This is a genomic window from Bradyrhizobium lablabi (assembly GCF_900141755.1).
Taxonomy (GTDB): domain Bacteria; phylum Pseudomonadota; class Alphaproteobacteria; order Rhizobiales; family Xanthobacteraceae; genus Bradyrhizobium; species Bradyrhizobium lablabi_A.
Map to the genome: position 1 here is coordinate 1,664,181 of NZ_LT670844.1, position 17,167 is coordinate 1,681,347.

Below are 17,167 nucleotides of genomic sequence, written 5' to 3' on the forward strand. Positions count from 1 at the left end.
TTATTCGGCAGGCGCGGCGTGCATCTCGACCGGATGCGCGACCGTGTCGGCCGTGGTGCCCAGTTTGCCGAGCGCGAAGAACCCGGCCGCCACCACGGCGTAGGCCAGCGCCACCGTCGGCGTCACGCCCAGTCCGCCGCCGATGCCGACGGCCTCGCCGTGCATGAAGCCGAAATAGGTGAGCACTGCGCCCGACAGCGCAAAGGCGGAGGCCTTCACAAAATCGCGCTCGATCACGAACACGCCGATCGCGCCGAGCACGAGGCCGGTGAGGATCGAACCGCCGCCCATCACTTCCAGCCCGTGATAGAGCACGCCTTGCTGCGGCAGCGCGGCAATCGCCGCCGTCTTGACCGCGCCGACCTTGTCGGCGGCGAGGCCGCCGACGGCCTGAGCCGCATTGATGGTCGAGCCGAGCATGGTGTCGATCTGCAGCTTGGCCCAGGCGGCCAGATGCGGCGTCAGCGCTAGCACGATCGCGGGCGCATGTTTGATCGGCGTGGTCTGGAACGCCTGGGCGCCGATCAGCATGCCGATATAGAGCAGGATCGGTGAGATCGCGACCACCGGCACCAGCGCCAGCAAGACCGAGATGATACCGAACCATGACAACACAACCACCATGATTCCGGTGGCGGCCGAGTAGCCGATCCGGCCGCCCATCGCCTTCCATCCGGGATGGCCGATATAGACCGCGTTGATGAACGGATTGCCCATCAGGCAGCCGATCAGGCTGACGACACCGTCGGCGGTGAGCACGCGCGTGGTCGGATATTCATCGCCCGCGGCCTCGGCGCTCTCGACGTTGTCCATCGCCTCGACGAGATCATAGATGCCGAACGGGATGGCGGTGACCAGGATGACGCCGAGGAATTCAAAGCCCGAGAACACCTGGTTGACGGCCGGTATCGGCACCGAGAAACCGAAACTCGCAAAGGCGTCGCCGACGCCCTTGACGCTCAAGCCGCCGAGCCCGAGACCGAACAGGTTGGAGCCCCAGGCGATGATCATGCCGACCGCGATGGCGACGAGGCCGGCCGGGATTCCCTTGTAATATTTGACGCCGCCAAACCAGCTCGCGAGGATGATGGCGAAGCACACCAATCCGATCTGCGGCGTCATGTACATCTCGAGCGCCGGACGCATCGAGATGAACGTCACGGAGACGCCCGCAAGCGTTCCGAGCAGCGCGGCGCGCGGGGTGATTTTCCGAATCACCGGTGCGATAAAGCCGCCGATCATCAGGATAAAACTCTGGAAGAACACCCAGACGAGACCTGCGGACCAGCCCTTCATCGGATCGCCGGTCTTGATCGTGATCGGCAGCATGATCACGAAGGTAACGATGAACATATGCGGCACGCTGACGCCGGACGGCAGCGCGCAGACGTCGCTGCGGCCGGTCTTGACCGCCAGCCGATAGGCGAGCCACGCATAGTAGAATGTCGAGAGGCACATCATCAGGCCGAGTGCGGGGAGGATGCGGCCGAACACGAGCGAGTCCGGCATCTTCAGCACGAAGCGCAACAGGCCGGTCAGCACCAGCATGTTGACGAGGATATTGGTGCCGAATCCGAAAAAGGCGTTCCAGTCGCCTGGCGTCCACAAGACCGGTTTGAAATCGCCTTTGCTCGCTGTCGCTGTCGTGCTCATCGTGATCCCCCTGCTGCTGATTTGCTCGAAGTCTCCGGTGTCATTGCCTTGAGAACCGCGGCTGAGTCTGCGACCCAGCCGAAGATGCCGCCCTGGGCCTTGATCATCTTCAGGCCCATTTCGTGGAATTCGGGAAAGTAAGAGGCGCAGCCATCCGAGAGCACCACGCAGCGGTAGCCGCGGTCGTTGGCCTCGCGCACCGTGGTGTTGACGCAGACTTCGGTGGTCACGCCGCACACCAATAAATTCTCGATGCCGTATTTCTGCAGCACGTCGCCGAGCTCGGTGGCGTAGAAGGCGCCCTTGCCGGGCTTGTCGATGATGATCTCGTTGTCGAGCGGATAGAGCGCGGGAATGATGTCGTGCCCGGCTTCGCCGCGGATCAGGATCCGTCCCATCGGGCCGGGGTCGCCGATCCGCAACGACGGCGCGCCGCGCTCGATCTTGGCCGGCGGTGCGTCGGACAGATCGGGCAAATGGCCTTCGCGGGTGTGCACGACCAGCATCCCCTGATCGCGCGCCGCACCCAGTACCGATGCGATCGGCTGCACCGCGCGCGCCAGTTGCGAGACGTCATTGCCGAGCGTTTCGCCGAAGCCGCCGGGCTCCATGAAATCGCGCTGCATGTCGATGATGAGAAGCGCAGTTGCCGCCCAATCGATCTCGATCGGTTCTGGCTCCGCGACGATGGTACCGCTGGAAGACTGTCTCGAGTTCGTCATGACCCGCGCCCCACGCAAGAGAACTCCTAACGTGAGTTAAGCAAGGGCCGTGCCATTGTGTACAACGCGATTCGACGCCGAGGTATTGCCGAATCTTTCATGTTTTCAAATTGTTGATCCTGAGACCGGCGGTTGCTTAATCTCTATGCGAAGCTTTTCTGACTTGCATTTGCTTATTCGTTGAGCGCGATGTTTAAGCTGCCAGCCCGCGAGGCAGCGGAAAAACTTCTCACAACGGTCCCGCTCGCCGGGCATGCGAGCGAGCAGGGACCGCGTGCGGCTTTGTCGGTAAAAGCCGTCTTGGATCAAACGGTTCCAACGATTCCTTCGACGAGATAATCGGTCGCTTCGAGCGACGGGTCGTAGAGCGGGGTGTCCTTACTGGTGATGACCTTGCCGGCGTTGCTCTTGACCGTGCCGGTGAAGATCGGCTTGCCGGCCTTGAGGTCGGCGATCGCCGCCATCGCGGCATTCTTGCCGGCGTCGCTGCACCCGGCGCCAAACGGCGAACTCGCCACCATTTCCTTGTCGTAACCGCCGATCACCATGTTAGGCAGCTTCTCGCCCTTGGCGATCATGCCGGCAAAACTCTTGTAGATCGTTCCCCATTTCAGCTCGGCGCCGGTGATGAATCCTTTCGGCGCGAGGTCAGCCTGGTTGGCATTGTGGCCGCAGCTCTTCACGCCGCGCTTCTCGGCGGTCTCGATCACCACCTTGGGACTGTCGATGTGGCAGGCGATGATATCGCACCCCGCATCGACCAGCGCATTGGCCGCTTCCGCCTCGCGCACCGGCAATGCCCAGTCGCCGGTGACGATCAGCTGCACGGTCACGTTGGGATTGACCTTGCGGGCGCCGAGCGTGAACGAATTGACGTTGCGCAATACCAGCGGGATCGGCTTCGCCGCGATGTAGCCGATCTTGTTGGACTTGGTCGAAAGGCCGGCGGCAATGCCGTTTACGTAATGGCCCTGATCCAGATAACAGAAATAGCCGCCGGCGTTGGCGGGGTGCTTGTCGGCCTGCCACAGCGAGGTCGGATGGCGGAACTCGATCTTCGGATATTTCTTCGCCGCATCGATCACGAACGGATTGAAATAGCCAAACGAGGTCGGAAACAACAGCGTGGCGCCGTCGATGTTGATCATCGACTCCATGGTCTTCGCGACCGCGACCGTTTCCGGCACGTTCTCCTCTTCGACCACCTTGACGCCCGGGATTTCTTTCAAGGCTTGCGCGCCGACCGCATGGGCCTGGTTCCAGCCATAGTCCTGGCGCGACCCGACATAGATGATGCCGACCGTAATATCGGCGGCGCGGGCCGGACCGCTGAGGCCGGAAAGCACAAACGGGCTGGCGGCGGCGCCACCGAGAAACGCGCGGCGGGAAAGCGAAAGCTTGGTCATGGACGATCTCCTTGATGGCCGGAGCCTTGACGGCGGGAATCCTGATAGAGAGGCGTGAACGACGTGGCGTTGGTCATTTCGCCGCCCGCGTTTTGCGTTTGGGAAGCGGCGCAACTTTCGGTGGGTTGCTGGTATCCACGACCTCTGCGTAGCGCGACAGCACCGCTCCGAGATCGAATTCGGCGTCGCGGCCCTGATCCAGCAGCGCGCGGTGCTCCACCGCGCCGAGATGATGGTCCATCACGGCGATCGCGGCATCGGCATTGCGGCCGCGCAACGCCGTTACGATCTCGCGATGCTCGTTGACGGCGCAATCGGCGGAATGCGGCCGTCCATAGAGCGCCAGGATCAGGGAACAGCGCGACACCACCTCGCCGAGATAGCGCCGCAACAGGCCGTTGCCCGACATCTCAGCCAGTTTGACGTGGAATTCGCCGGCGAGCCGGATCGAAACCGGCGCCTCGCCCGCCTTGCGCGCGGCTTCTTCCTCGCGGACATGACCTTCGAGTTCGGCGCCGAATTCCGGTCGCCAGCGTTCGATCACCAGCCGGACCACTGCGCGCTCGAGCGTTCGACGCACCTCGAACACTTCTTTGGCTTCCTCCAGCGTCGGCTTCGCCGTGGTCGCGGTTCGCCGCGGCGGTGCGTCGACCAGCCCCTCCGATTGCAGATGAGCAAGCGCGGCGCGCACCAAGGTGCGGCTCATGCCGAACCGCGCGCCCAATTCATCTTCCGGCAGCTTGGTGCCCGGCGGCAGCGCCTGTTCGATGATTGCCTGGCGCAATGCCTTGCAGGCGAAATCGACACGGGTGGATTTCTTGCTCATCCAGATCTCGTAAGCGGGCTTCGGCTGTTCGGCTGAAATTCCGCATACGGTAATCGCAAAACTCGTACACAAGATGCGGCAATTATAGTCGATGCGCTCTAATAAGCGGCAGCACATCGCTCAAAGTTTGCGCTTCGAATAGGCCGCAAAAAGGGGAATAATCGTGGTCGCGCACCTCCGCGGCGCTCGCTCTCATGCGCCATCAAGAGCGCTTGAAGCTGCTGGTGAAGCGCCAAATCCGCGATCTTGCGTCAAATCGTGTATACAGGATTTGACGTTCAAGCTGCCCCTTAAAGGAAACGCTTCATGGCCGACACGGTCATCAAACTTCGATTGAACCAGCAGCAATTGGAGCTGATGGATCGCACCATCGCTCAAGGCGTCGCGCCGGACCGCGCGTCGCTGGTGCGGCTGGCGCTGCGCGAATACGCCGCCGCGCGGAAAGCCGATGCCACCGCGGAGGCCGCGCGATGACGTCAAGAACCATGATCTCCGAATTTGTTCTGGAGCCCGGCACCGGCAAGGCGATCGAACTCCTGAAAGGCCAGATCCTGCGCGTCGAACAGGTCGAGGGCGGCCAGTGCGCCGATTTCAATTGCTTCAACCTGCATGACTACAAGGAGTTCATGCATTGCGGCCGCACCCGCACGGTACACGGGTTTCATCCGACGACCGGCACTTTCATGTGGTCGGCGCCGCCGCGGGAGCGGGCGATGCTTTACATTCTCGAGGACACCGTCGGCCGCAACGACGTGCTGTTTCCACGCTGCAGCGCTTACGTCTACGAGGCCGCTTACGGTTTTGTGGTGCACACCAACTGCCACGACATCCAGGCCGAGGCACAGCGCGAATATGGCCTGACACCGGACGACGTGCACGATTCCTTCAACCTGTTCATGTGCACCGGCGTCGATGAGGACGGCCACGCCTTCATGACGCGGCAGACCACCAAACCCGGCGACCATGTCGACCTGCTGGCGCTGATGGACGTGCTGGCGGTACCCAATGTCTGCGGCGCCGACGTGATGAAGACCAGCAACTTTGCGCTGAAGCCGCTGAAGCTGACGGTGTTTGCCGCAACCGAAGCAGATCTCGCGAAAGTTCCCAGCGTCCCGACGCTCGCCAGCCAGCGCACGCCAAAGGATTTTAGAAATCCGGTCATCAAGACGGACCGGCCGCTGCGGCGCGATCCCTCGTACAAGCCGGAATTCCCCAACACGCCGATTGTCGTCACCGAGCTTCCGATCGCGCTTGGGCCCGACGAGATCGCAATGTTCAACGCCGTCAAGCGCTCCGATATTTATGGCGACGATGACGCCGCGGCGCTGCGCGATCTCCTGTTCTCGTGGTGGGAAGAACGCTTCCTGCAGGCCCATGCCGGCGCACCGGCCATTGAGACCAAATGACCGGAAGCAAATGATGGACGCCGTCGCTCCTCCTGATGCCGTGACGTTCGACTTCCGAACGCTGTCGGCGCGTGACCGCTACAAATTGATGATCGGCACCGTGGTGCCGCGGCCGATCGCGCTGGTGACCACGGTCAACCCTGAGGGATTGATCAACGCGGCCCCCTTTAGCTTCTTCAACTGCCTGTCGGCCGATCCTCCGATCCTGGCGCTCGGGGTGGAGAACCATCCCGATATGTCGTTCAAGGACACCGCGCTCAACATCCGCCTGACCGAGGTATTCACGGTCAATATCGTGTCGCACGCGATCGCCGAAGCAATGCACGTTTGCGCGGTGCCGTTCGGCTCCGGGCATGACGAATTGCAAGCGGCAGGGCTCACGGCAATGCCCGGCACCCTGGTTGCGTCGCCCTGGATCAAGGAGGCGCCCGCCGCCTTCGAATGCCGCCGTCATGTCACTCTGGAAGTCGGCAAATCCCGCCAGATCATCCTGGGTGAAATCGTGTTCGCGCACTATCATCACGACGTCATCGACGTCGAGCGGATGCGGATCGACCCGGCCAAACTGGACACCATCGCGCGGCTCGGCGGAAATACCTGCTCCACCATCCGCGACCGTTTCGAGATGCCGACACCGACGCTTGCCGAATTCGAAGCCGGCCTGGAGCCGGATAAGCTGCAATCATCATGACCGGGCGCCGCACCGTCATTCGCGGAGGCCTGGTGCTCGATCCCCAAGGGCGCGCCGCGCTTGGGGACGTGCTGATCGAAGACGGCAGGATCCTTGCGATCGAAAATCCCGGTTTTGAGGTTTCCGACGACGCAGAGGGGCTGTCGGCTACCGACCGGATGCTGATTCCCGGCCTGATCAGCGCGCATACGCATTCGCATGGCGCGCTCAACCGGGGCGCGGTCGACGACAAGGTCTCGCTGGAAATGTTCCTGACCGGCGCGGGAGCCTCCACCCGATCGCGTGGCATCGACGACAAATATCTGAGCGCGGCACTTTCCGCGGCCGAAATGATCCGGAAAGGTTGCACGGCCTGTTTCGATCTCACGGTTGAGCTTCCGGGGCCTTCGCGCGAAGGAATTTCCGCCGTGGCCCGGGCCTATCGCGATGCAGGCATGCGCGCCGTGGTCGCGCCCATGATCGCCGACCGGACCATCTATCAGGCGCTACCCGGTCTGTTGGATGCGCTACCCGATGATTTGCGATCGCAATGCGCTGCGCTGGCGGCGGCGCCGATCGAAAGCACATTATCGACCTGCACCGACATTTTGGCGAATTGGGAATTCGACCGTCGCTTCATTCGCCCGGCGCTGGGCCCAACCATCCCGCTGCATTGCTCGGATGATTTCCTCAACCATTGTGCGCGGCTTGCGAGCGAGCACGGGGTGCCGCTGCAAACCCATCTGGCGGAATCGCGCGCGCAGGCAGCCCTCGGGCGGACGCGATACGGCAAGAGCCTGGTCGGCCATCTGGAAGACCTCGGCTTCCTGTCGGAGCGGCTGAGCGCGGCGCATGCCATCTGGCTCGATGACGATGACATCGCAAGGCTTGGCCAATCCGGCGTAACGGTCGCGCACAATCCCTCCAGCAACCTTCGGCTTGGATCGGGTGTCGCTCCGGTTCGCAAGATGCTGCGAAACAACGTCGCCGTCGGCGTCGGCACCGACGCCAGCAACACCTCCGACGGACAAAACATGTTCGAGGCGACGCGGCTCGCATCCTATCTGTCCCGTATCGACGGTTTTGCCAGCGACGAATGGCTGTCGGCGGGTGAGGCTTTTGGTCTCGCCACCGAGGGATCGGCAAAAGTCCTGGGCTTTGAAAAAACCGGCCGGCTGGCGGTGGGGTACGAGGCTGATATCGTGTTCCTCCGGCTCGACAGTCCGCATTTCGTTCCGCTGCGCTCGCCGCTAACTCAGATGGTGTTTGCCGAGAACGGCGCCTCCGTTCACACCGTCATGATCGGCGGCCGCATCGTCTTTCACGACGGCAAACTCCTGACGCTGGATGAGGCGTTGCTGCGGCGGCAGGCGCAGGAAGCCGCGCACAGATTGGATGAGGCAAACGCCGGCACGTTCGCAAACGCGGCGATGGTCTCGCGGCTGGTCGGCGCATTTTGCGCGGCTCAGGGTTGCACCGGCCACACGCTGCCGCGAAAGCTCAGTCTGGCTTGCGAGGGCTAGGAACTAACTGACCGCCTGAAAAATAATCTTTTGCTGTGCGTAAAAATCGGATTTGTTTCGCTGCGGCATTCTGCGCAACCGTGATCGAGGAGCTGGATATGAACGGACTTGGCGGCCTCAACAAATCGCCCGAAGGCGTCGTCATCGGGCTCGTTCAATTGCAATTGCCGGTGGTGGTGACCAAGGCCGACCTCGCGCGGCAGACCGAGCGCATCGTCCATATGGTGGGCAAGGCGCGCCGCAACCTCGGCACCATGGATCTTGTGGTGTTTCCCGAATATTCGCTGCATGGGCTGTCGATGGACACCAACCCGGCGATCATGTGCAGCCTCGACGGGCCGGAAGTCGCCGCCTTCAAGAAGGCCTGCATCGACAACAAGATCTGGGGCTGTTTTTCCATCATGGAGTTCAACCCCGACGGTAATCCCTATAATTCCGGCCTGATCATCGACGATCAGGGCGAGATAAAACTCTATTACCGGAAATTCCATCCGTGGATACCGGTCGAGCCCTGGGAGCCCGGCGATGTCGGCATTCCCGTCGTCGAGGGACCGAAGGGGACAAAGATCGCGCTGATCATTTGCCATGACGGCATGTTCCCGGAGATGGCGCGCGAATGCGCCTATAAAGGCGCCGAGATCATGATCCGCACCGCCGGCTATACCGCGCCGATCCGCGAAAGCTGGCGTTTTACCAACCAGGCCAACGCATTCCAGAACTTGATGATCACCGCCAATGTCTGCATGTGCGGCTCCGATGGCTCGTTCGATTCCATGGGCGAAGGCATGATCGTGAACTTTGATGGCTCTATCATCGCCCACGGAACGACGGGGCGCGCCGACGAGATCATCACCGCCGAGGTACGGCCGGACCTGGTGCGCGAGGCGCGGATTCACTGGGGCGTCGAGAACAACATCTACCAGCTCTGGCACCGCGGCTATGTGGCGGTGAAGGGCGGCGCGATGGATTGCCCCTATACCTTCATGCAGGACATGGTCGCCGGCACCTTCCGCCTGCCGTGGGAGGATCAGGTCAAGGTGACCGACGGCACCTCTTGCGGTTTCCCGGTGCCGACGCGCGTGTTCGGGGCGAAGGCCGCGAAAGCGGCGGAATAGCCGATAACATTCGGTGGCCTCGTGGTTCGAGACGCGCGGCGCTGCCGCGCTCCTCACCATGAGGGTCTAAGACCTCATCCTGAGGAGGCGCGAAGCGCCGTCTCGAAGGATGAAGCCACAGAACTCTCATCTAGTTTTCCGGCCGATGAAGCTGCGGGCGCGACCGCGTGAAAGACGGCCGGCCGCGCTTGATGCCCCATAGCGACGGCGCCAGCGTCGCGATCGCCTCAGTGGGACTGTTCGCATCGAGACAAACGAGATCGGCCAGGCCGCCGACCGCGATGCCGTAATCTTCAAGCCGCATCAGCCGTGCGGCGGCGCCGGTGATCATGTCGAGGCATCCGGCGAGGTCTGACGGCCGCGACACGTGGCACACATTCGCGTAAAGGTTCGCCATCCGGATCAGCGAGCCGTCGCCGTAGGGCGTGAACGGATTTAAGACATTGTTGGTCGAGATCGAGCAGGTCACGCCCGCTCTGCGCAACGGCTCGGCCGGCACCACGCCGCGCGGCACCGCATGGTCGTGGCTGCGGCCCATCAGATGCAGATCGGTCGACGGCAATATCGTCACCGCAACGCCGGCACGCGCCAACTGCGCGGCGATGGCGCCAAAACGCTCCGGAGCCAACAGCGACATCTGCGTGACGTGTCCGACGGCGACCCGGCCGCCCCAGCCATATTCCTCGGTCTTGCGGCAGACATATTCGATCTGCATCCCATCCGTGGTTTCGGCAAGGTCGAGATGCATGTCGATCTCGGCGTCGAACTCGCGCGCGATGGCAAAGATCCGGTCGATCTGGCCGCGTGGATCGGTGTCGAAATAAGGCACGGCGCCGATCGTCCGCGCGCCCCGGCGCAGGCCCTCGATCAACAGCTCTTCGGTGCCGGGATTATTGGTGAGCCCTTCCTGCGGGAAGACGCACAGTTCCACATCGATGGCCCAAGCATAATCGCGGGCGAGCTGCTCGATCGCCTCCAAGCCGGTCATGCCGATGCCAGGATCGAGCTCGACATGGGTGCGCATGCGCGTCGTGCCCTGCGCGATGCAGCGCTCGAGCGTTCGCTTGCCGCGGGCGTAAACATCCTCGACGGTGAAATTGCGTTTGGCGGCCGCCGTTTCCCGGACCGCTTCGGCGACGGTGCCTTCCTCGATGCGGCAACGCTCGAGGATGCAGGTCTTGTCGAGATGAATGTGCGTCTCGATCAGGCCAGCGACCACGAGGCAACCCTCAGCTTTCAATTCCGGTGCATCCACCGCGAGATCCGGCGAAATGGCGGCAATCGCCGCGCCCTGAATGCCGATATCGACGCGGCGAAGCTGTCCGCTATCGAGAATGCAGGCGTCGCGGATGACCAGATCCATCAATTCACCGCCGCCGGAAGGGCGCCAAGATAAGCTTCGTCCAGCCTTGCACCACGCAACTCCGCGGCGCGGCCCTGCGCCACCACCTGGCCGCCGCCGAGCACATAGCCGCGATCGGCAATGGCAAGCACGTGATCTGCCATTTGATCGACGATCAGTAAAGTCATGCCCTCCTCGCGCAGCCGCCTGAACTGTGCGAACAGCTCGGCCGCGACCGCGGGCGCCAAGCCGAGCGACGGCTCGTCGAGCAAAAGGATGTCGGGCCGCGCCAGCAGGCCGCGGGCAACCGCAAGCATTTGCTGTTCGCCGCCGGACAACAGCCCCGCCGCGCCGTGCAGCCGGGGGCGCAGTTTTGGAAAACGGTCCAGCATGCTTTCGATCTCCGCAAGATTAAAATCGCCGCGACGGGTCGCGCCAAGGCGAAGGTTTTCGGCAACGGTCAATTGCGGAAAGACCTGACGGCCCTCAGGGACAAGGATCAAGCCCGCGCGCGCGACACGGTGTGCCGGAAGCCGCTCGAGCTCCACGCCGCCAAAGCCGATATTTCCCTGCACCGGTCGGATCAGGCCGCTCAGCACCTTCATCAAGGTCGACTTGCCGGCGCCGTTGGGACCGAGCACGGCGATGGTTTCTCCGCGGCCGACCGAGATAGCGATTCCGTCGAGTACCGCAAGCGGTCCATATCCGGCGCTGAGCTTGCGGACGTCGAGCAAGGTCGCCCCGGCCTGTCGCTGTGCGACCGGTTGGGCCGATGTCGCGGCACCGAGATAGGCCGCTTTGACCGCCGGATCGGCGCGCACAACGGCCGGCGGGCCTGCGGCGATGCGGCGTCCGGCATCGAGCACGACGATGTCATCGGAGATCGACATCACCAGCGACATGTCATGCTCGACGAGAACGACGGCGAGACCGGCGCGCGCCAGGCGCTGCAGCAGGCCGCCCAATTTGACGGTATCGGCGTCATCGAGCCCGGCGGCCGGCTCATCCAGCAGCAGCACGGCGGGCGCCGTGGCGAGCGCACGCGCAATCTCGATCAACCGGCGATCCACATGCGGCAGTGTGGCGGCCAGTCTCGTTTCCGGCCCGGAATAGCCGACCAGGGAAAGCAGCGCGCGCGCCAGCGCCGGCGGCGCCTCGCCGCGCCAGGCGCCGCGCAGCAGGCCGAGGCGGACATTGTCGAGCACGCTCAGACTGCCGAACGGCTGCGCGGTCTGAAAGGTACGTGCAAGGCCCGCGCGCGCAACGTCATGGGCGGGCTGGCCGGTGATCCCGCGGGTGCCGACCCGCACGGTTCCGGAATCCGGATGCTGGAATCCGCTGACCAGGTTGAGCAGCGTTGTCTTGCCGGCGCCGTTCGGACCGATCACGCTGGTGACGCGGCCGGACGGCGCGGTCAGGTCGACGCCTGCGACCGCGATGACCCCGCCGAAAGCGACGCGCACGCCTTCGGCCGACAGACTGCCGCGAGGGCCCGCAAGCAGCGCCAAAGCGAAGTCGATATCCAATGCAACGTCGGAAACGGGCGCTTCCGATCTCACAAAGCGGCCGATGGCGCCGGCGATTCCGCCGGGGGCAACCCAGAGCACGATCAACAGGCCGGCGCCGAACACCAGAAGGCGGTATTCGGCGAGGCTCGCCAGCATTTCCGGCAACAGCACGACCACCGCCGATCCCAGCAGCGGGCCAAGGGTGCGGCCGGCGCCGCCGACCACTACGACCAGGAGAAACAAGATCGATTGCGAGAACGGAAACGAGCTCGGCGCAATAAAACCGGTGAGCGCCGCTTGCAATCCACCGGCGAGACCGGCTGCCATTGCCGCCAGCACGAAAGCCGCGGTCCGTACCGGCAACGCCGCGATGCCGATGCTGCGGGCAGCCGCCGGCGCGGAAGCTGTCGCCCGCATCGCGAGACCCAGCGGGCTTCGTGCGAATTTATAAAACGCTGACAGCGCCAGCGCGCAAAATCCGCAGGCCAGCAGCGCCGTGCCGCCGGTACCGAAGGGAGCGGGAATGCCGACAAGCCCGCTCGCACCGCCGGTCACCCCCTGCCACTCGACGGAGACGGACTCGACGATGAAGCCGAAGGCGATAGTGACCATGGCAAGATACGGACCGGTCACGCGAAGCGCGGGAATAGAGAGCGCCGCCGAAATTGCTGCGACCAAAAGCACCGAAAGCGGCAAAGCTTGCCAAAAGCCAAGGCCGGCCTTGGTTGTCAGGATCCCCACGCCGTAAGCGCCGAGCGCCAGAAACCCGCCCTGGCCGAGCGATACTTCACCGGCAAGCCCGAACAACACGTTCAAGCCGATGCCGACCAGCGCGGTGGTCGCCAAGGTCCCCATCAAATAGGCGTAGTAGCCCGGCGCGAGCAGGCAAATCGCAACGGCGCCGGCGGCGAGCGCTGCGGCAAGCGCGATGGTGATGATCTTCATACCCGTACCTTGGTCCGAACCCCGAATAATCCGGACGGCGCCAGGGCAAGGGCTGCGATGACGGCGGTGAAGGTGACGATCTGGGTGCTGCTCGACCCAAGCCAGGTGGTGGCGCAGGCTTCCACCAGGCCATAGGCGAGGCCCGCGATCACCACGCCCCAGGGATTGGTGAGGCCGCCGAGGATCGCCACCGCGAATGCCTTGATGCCGAACAACGTCCCCATGTCGTAGGCGACGTTGTAAAGCGGCGCGATCAATATGCCGCCGATCCCGGCAAGCAGTGCGGCAACCGCATAAGTGAGCGCGACGAGTCGCGTCACGTCGATGCTCATCAATCGCGCGGCGTCCGGGTTCTCGACGGCCGCGCGCAGTTTCAGGCCGAGCCCGGTCCGGTGCATGCCGAGATGGACCAACAGCGCCAATCCAAGTCCAACCGCCGGTATCAACACCTGCAGCGGAAAGACGCCGATATTGCCGATCACCCAGGGATCATCCGCCAGCGCCGACGGCAGCGCGCGGGGCTCCTTGCCGAACAGCGTCATCGCGACATTGTCGAGCACGATGCCGAGCGCCACCGTTGCCATCAGCCAGGAATTGGTGCCGCGCGCGACGAACGGCCGGACCGCGATGCGCTCGACGATGAGGCCCCAGATGGCGCAAGCCAAAAGCGCCGCCGGTACCGCGGCGATCATCGGCCAGTGCATCCCGACGGCCAAAGCGTGGCAAACGACCGCCCCCAGCATCACCGACGAACCCTGCGCAAAGTTCACCGTGCCGGAGACGGCAAAGGTCAGCGTAAAACCAAGCGCGATCAGGCCGTAGATGCTGCCGAGACTAAGCCCTGAGACAAGCGCGGTCGCCAGCATCGCTCAGCCCGTGATGGGCTCGATCTGATCTCCGTTGTAACGGACCATGACGTAGTCGTTCTCGTTCAGAGCGTCGTGGTTCGCATCGGTGAAGGGTTTTGTGTAGCTCTTGATCAGGCCCTGGTAGCTTTCGATGCCCAAAAATCCCTCGCGCAGTTTTGGACCTTCGGTCGAGCCGGCCTTGGCGAGCGCGAGCGCGGTCAATTGCATGGCATCATAAGCATTGGCGACACCGACCGGCGGCGTGACATCACCGGGGCCTTTGATGTCAGGATATTTTGCCATCAGCGCCGCGAGCACCTTCTTGCCGATATCGTTCTGCGGTCCGAAGAAACTGTAGGTCTGGACGAAATGCACTTTGCCCGCCCAGGATCCCGCAAGCTCCGGGAAACGTCCGCCCGAGATGCCCCAGTGCGAAACCACCGGCACCGTCCACGCCGACTTCTGCAGCGATTTTACCACCTGCGCGCCCGGGGCGGCATTGCCTACCAGGATCACGGTGTCGGCGCCGGCCTCGCGCAACCGCTGCAGTTGCGGCGTCATATCGACATCCTTGTCTTCGAACTTTTCCGAACCCGCAAGCTTGATGCCGGCAGCTTCGGCCGCAGCGGTGAGGCCGGCGAGATTGGATTCGCCCCAGCCATTGTTGACCAGCATCAATCCAGGGGTTTTGGCGCTGAAGGTCGTCATCGCGTGCTTGATCAGCGCGCGGTCGACGAGCACGTCGACCGCCGAGACGCGAAACACGAAGTTTGGATTGGCGCCGTTGCGGGTGATGTTCGTCGCGGCCGCCCACACGCCCATGAACGGCACCTGCGCCTGGTTCACCAGCGGCACGATCGCCTGCGAAACCGGACTATCGATGCCGCCGAACAGGGCGACGACGCCCTCCTTGTCGATCAACTCCCGCGCCGCGGTCTGGCCCTTGGCCGGGTTTGACTCGTCGTCGCGGCGCACCAGTTCGAGCATGCGCCCGCCCAAGACACCGCCCCGCGCGTTGATCTCGTCGATTGCTATCGTAAGCCCTCGCGTAATCCCCTCGCCCGACTTTGCGGATTGTCCGGAAAGCGCGGCAACCAGGCCGATTTTGACGGGTTCCGCTGCCGCGGCGGGGCCGCCGATGAGGCTCCCCAACGCGATCCCGGCGGGTAGAGCAATCGCTTGGCGGCGTGTCAGATTTGTCGGCATTTAAGAAACTCCTGTTCTTGAAGACTAGCTTTCGGAGACTTCTCATGGAGCCCTGGAGGGGCGTCATTCTCCCTCGCCAATTCAAAGCAAACCGTATGCCAACACCGCTGCAAAACACCTTGCATTTCAGCACTTTCTTTGACGACGGCACCGCCGTCTTGCGGGCGGTCTGGCGACCGCTGGCACGCTTGTTGCTAGTTTGTCACCCAAGATATCCTGAACCGAGGGGGAGCGCTCGATGACGACCATCACCACCACTGCGCCTGTTGCGCGAAAGCCGCTGTACACGTCGCTATTTGTTCAGGTCCTGGCGGCGCTGATCCTGGGGATCGTGCTCGGAATGGCGGTTCCGGACTTTGCCGTCAACTTGAAAGTCTTCAGTGACGCCTTTCTGAAGCTGATCTCGATGATCGTCGCGCCGATCGTGTTCTGCGTGGTCGTGCATGGCATTGCCGGGGCCGGCGACCTCAAAAAGGTCGGTCGGGTCGGCGTCAAGGCGCTGGTCTATTTCGAAACCATGACCACGGTGGCGCTGATCGTCGGCCTGTTGCTCGCCTATCTGTTCGGCCCCGGCCACGGCATGAACATCGATCCCTCGACGCTCGATGCCAAGGCGCTCAACACCCATGCCGAAAACGCCCATAAGCTCGCGGGCGCCGGCGTCGGCAGCTTCCTCCTGAACATCATCCCGACCACCTCGTTCGACGCACTGTCGCGCAACGACGTGCTGCAGGTCTTGTTCTTCGCGATCATCTTCGGCGTCAGCCTCGCCTTGGTCGGGGGAGAAAAGGGCGAGAAGATCACCTCGCTGATCGACGCGGTATCGACCGTGCTGTTCCGCGCGATGGGACTGATCGTGCGCGTCGCGCCGCTCGGCGTGCTCGGCGCGGTCGCCTATACGGTCGGACAATATGGCGTCGGCTCGCTCAAGCAACTGGTCTCGCTGGTAGCCTTGTTCTACGTCTCGCTCGCGATCTTCGTGCTTGGCGTGCTCGGCGGCGTGATGGCGCTCGCCGGATTGAATATCCTCAAATTCATAAGCTATCTGCGCGAGGAATTGATGATCGTGCTGGCGACCGCGTCGTCGGACGCCGTGCTGCCGCAGATCATGCGCAAGCTGACGCGGATGGGCGTGAAGGACTCCGTCGTAGGCCTCGTGATCCCGACCGGCTACTCCTTCAACCTCGATGCGTTCTCGATCTATCTGACGCTCGCGGTGGTGTTCATCGCGCAGGCGACCAACACACCGCTGTCGTTCGGCGATTTGTTGCTGGTGCTCGGCGTGTCGCTGATCACCTCCAAGGGCGCGCATGGCGTCCCCGGTTCGGCGATCGTGATTTTGGCTGCGACCTTGAACGCGGTGCCGTCAATCCCTGCGATCGGGCTCGTGCTGGTGCTCTCAGTCGACTGGTTCATCGGCATGGCGCGCGCGCTCGGCAATCTGATCGGCAACTGCGTTGCCACCGTCGTCGTCGCCGCCTGGGAAGGCGACCTCGACCGCGACAAGGCAAGGCACGTGCTCGACGGCGAGGAACTGGTCGACGTGACGGCGGGCTAGGGGGTGAACCCATAAATCCCTCGTGTTGGCGGAGGTCCTCGCGCCTCAAGCGCCCGCTTGCTTCGGCATCAGGCTTACATGCGCCGCGGCGATGCGCCAGCCTTCCGGCGTGCGCAGCCACACATGACTTTGCCGGCCGGTTACTGTCGAACCTTCGCGTTGAAATTCGGTATTGGCGGTCGCGAAATCACGGCCGTATGCCGTGATGACAGTGTTCATCAGGCGGCGCGTCATGTTGATCGGGGGCCGGGTTGCGCGGAAATTGGCGATAGCGTCGTAACCGTAGAGGTTTTCCGCCACGCCGTAGCGGAGCGTGTAGGAGCTCATCCAAAAGAGCTGATCCAACGCCGCAACATCATTGGCAACAAGGGCCCGCTCGTAGCACGCGAAAGCCGATGCTACTTCGGCAACAATTTCGGGAAGATTGATCTCAAACATG

The 17,167-nt window shown here is 63.2% G+C and carries 15 protein-coding genes; 6 read left to right on the forward strand and 9 right to left on the reverse strand.

Features of this window, described 5'->3' with window-relative positions; all coding sequences use genetic code 11:
- The 4 genes from B5526_RS07865 to B5526_RS07880 all read right to left on the reverse strand — a co-directional run bounded on the left by B5526_RS07865 (position 1) and on the right by B5526_RS07880 (position 4,607).
- Positions 1-1,659, reverse strand: a complete 1,659-nt coding sequence (locus B5526_RS07865) for a regulator (protein WP_079544789.1) — start codon at positions 1,657-1,659, stop codon at positions 1-3.
- Complete coding sequence (locus B5526_RS07870) at positions 1,650-2,375, reverse strand: cysteine hydrolase family protein (protein ID WP_079537694.1); 726 nt, start codon at positions 2,373-2,375, stop codon at positions 1,650-1,652. Before B5526_RS07870 ends, B5526_RS07865 begins: the two co-directional genes overlap by 10 nt.
- Before the next feature lie 305 nt (positions 2,376-2,680).
- Entirely contained in the window at positions 2,681-3,781 is a 1,101-nt protein-coding gene (locus B5526_RS07875; protein ID WP_079537695.1) for a BMP family ABC transporter substrate-binding protein, read from the reverse strand.
- Between the two features lie 73 nt (positions 3,782-3,854).
- On the reverse strand, positions 3,855-4,607 hold the full coding sequence (locus B5526_RS07880) for a GntR family transcriptional regulator (protein WP_079537696.1): 753 nt from the start codon (positions 4,605-4,607) through the stop codon (positions 3,855-3,857).
- 306 nt (positions 4,608-4,913) lie between these two features.
- Here B5526_RS07880 and B5526_RS37465 point away from each other — a divergent pair, with 306 nt between their 5' ends.
- The 5 genes from B5526_RS37465 (at position 4,914) to B5526_RS07900 (ending at position 9,321) form a co-directional block, all read left to right on the forward strand.
- Complete coding sequence (locus B5526_RS37465; RefSeq protein ID WP_154071195.1) at positions 4,914-5,081, forward strand: hypothetical protein; 168 nt, start codon at positions 4,914-4,916, stop codon at positions 5,079-5,081.
- On the forward strand, positions 5,078-6,013 hold the full coding sequence (locus B5526_RS07885; protein WP_079537697.1) for a DUF1989 domain-containing protein: 936 nt from the start codon (positions 5,078-5,080) through the stop codon (positions 6,011-6,013). Before B5526_RS37465 ends, B5526_RS07885 begins: the two co-directional genes overlap by 4 nt.
- Positions 6,014-6,026: 13 nt before the next feature.
- Positions 6,027-6,704: a flavin reductase family protein gene (locus B5526_RS07890; protein WP_079544790.1), complete on the forward strand. Its 678-nt coding sequence runs from the start codon at positions 6,027-6,029 to the stop codon at positions 6,702-6,704.
- Positions 6,701-8,206, forward strand: coding sequence for an amidohydrolase family protein (locus B5526_RS07895; RefSeq protein WP_079537698.1), 1,506 nt, complete (start codon positions 6,701-6,703; stop codon positions 8,204-8,206). Before B5526_RS07890 ends, B5526_RS07895 begins: the two co-directional genes overlap by 4 nt.
- Positions 8,207-8,304: 98 nt before the next feature.
- Positions 8,305-9,321, forward strand: coding sequence for a formamidase (locus B5526_RS07900; RefSeq protein ID WP_079544791.1), 1,017 nt, complete (start codon positions 8,305-8,307; stop codon positions 9,319-9,321).
- Between the two features lie 130 nt (positions 9,322-9,451).
- Here B5526_RS07900 and B5526_RS07905 read toward each other — a convergent pair whose 3' ends face one another.
- From B5526_RS07905 to B5526_RS07920, 4 genes are read right to left on the reverse strand one after another with little or no spacing between them, the layout of a single operon-like run.
- Positions 9,452-10,684: an amidohydrolase family protein gene (locus B5526_RS07905; RefSeq protein ID WP_079537699.1), complete on the reverse strand. Its 1,233-nt coding sequence runs from the start codon at positions 10,682-10,684 to the stop codon at positions 9,452-9,454.
- The gene (locus tag B5526_RS07910) at positions 10,684-13,116 is read right to left on the reverse strand and encodes a branched-chain amino acid ABC transporter ATP-binding protein/permease (RefSeq protein WP_079537700.1); all 2,433 of its coding nucleotides are present in this window, start codon (positions 13,114-13,116) and stop codon (positions 10,684-10,686) included. The genes B5526_RS07905 and B5526_RS07910 overlap by 1 nt, the downstream gene beginning before the upstream one ends.
- Positions 13,113-13,982: a branched-chain amino acid ABC transporter permease gene (locus tag B5526_RS07915; RefSeq protein WP_079537701.1), complete on the reverse strand. Its 870-nt coding sequence runs from the start codon at positions 13,980-13,982 to the stop codon at positions 13,113-13,115. Before B5526_RS07915 ends, B5526_RS07910 begins: the two co-directional genes overlap by 4 nt.
- 3 nt (positions 13,983-13,985) lie before the next feature.
- Positions 13,986-15,170 carry an ABC transporter substrate-binding protein gene (locus B5526_RS07920; RefSeq protein WP_079537702.1) on the reverse strand — a complete coding sequence of 395 codons (1,185 nt, stop codon included), beginning with the start codon at positions 15,168-15,170 and terminating at the stop codon, positions 13,986-13,988.
- Positions 15,171-15,408: 238 nt separating this feature from the next.
- Between B5526_RS07920 and B5526_RS07925 the strand changes: the two genes are divergently transcribed.
- On the forward strand, positions 15,409-16,728 hold the full coding sequence (locus B5526_RS07925) for a dicarboxylate/amino acid:cation symporter (RefSeq protein WP_079537703.1): 1,320 nt from the start codon (positions 15,409-15,411) through the stop codon (positions 16,726-16,728).
- Between the two features lie 45 nt (positions 16,729-16,773).
- Here B5526_RS07925 and hpxZ read toward each other — a convergent pair whose 3' ends face one another.
- Positions 16,774-17,166 carry an oxalurate catabolism protein HpxZ gene (gene hpxZ / locus B5526_RS07930; protein WP_079537704.1) on the reverse strand — a complete coding sequence of 131 codons (393 nt, stop codon included), beginning with the start codon at positions 17,164-17,166 and terminating at the stop codon, positions 16,774-16,776.
- Position 17,167 lies beyond the last annotated feature (1 nt).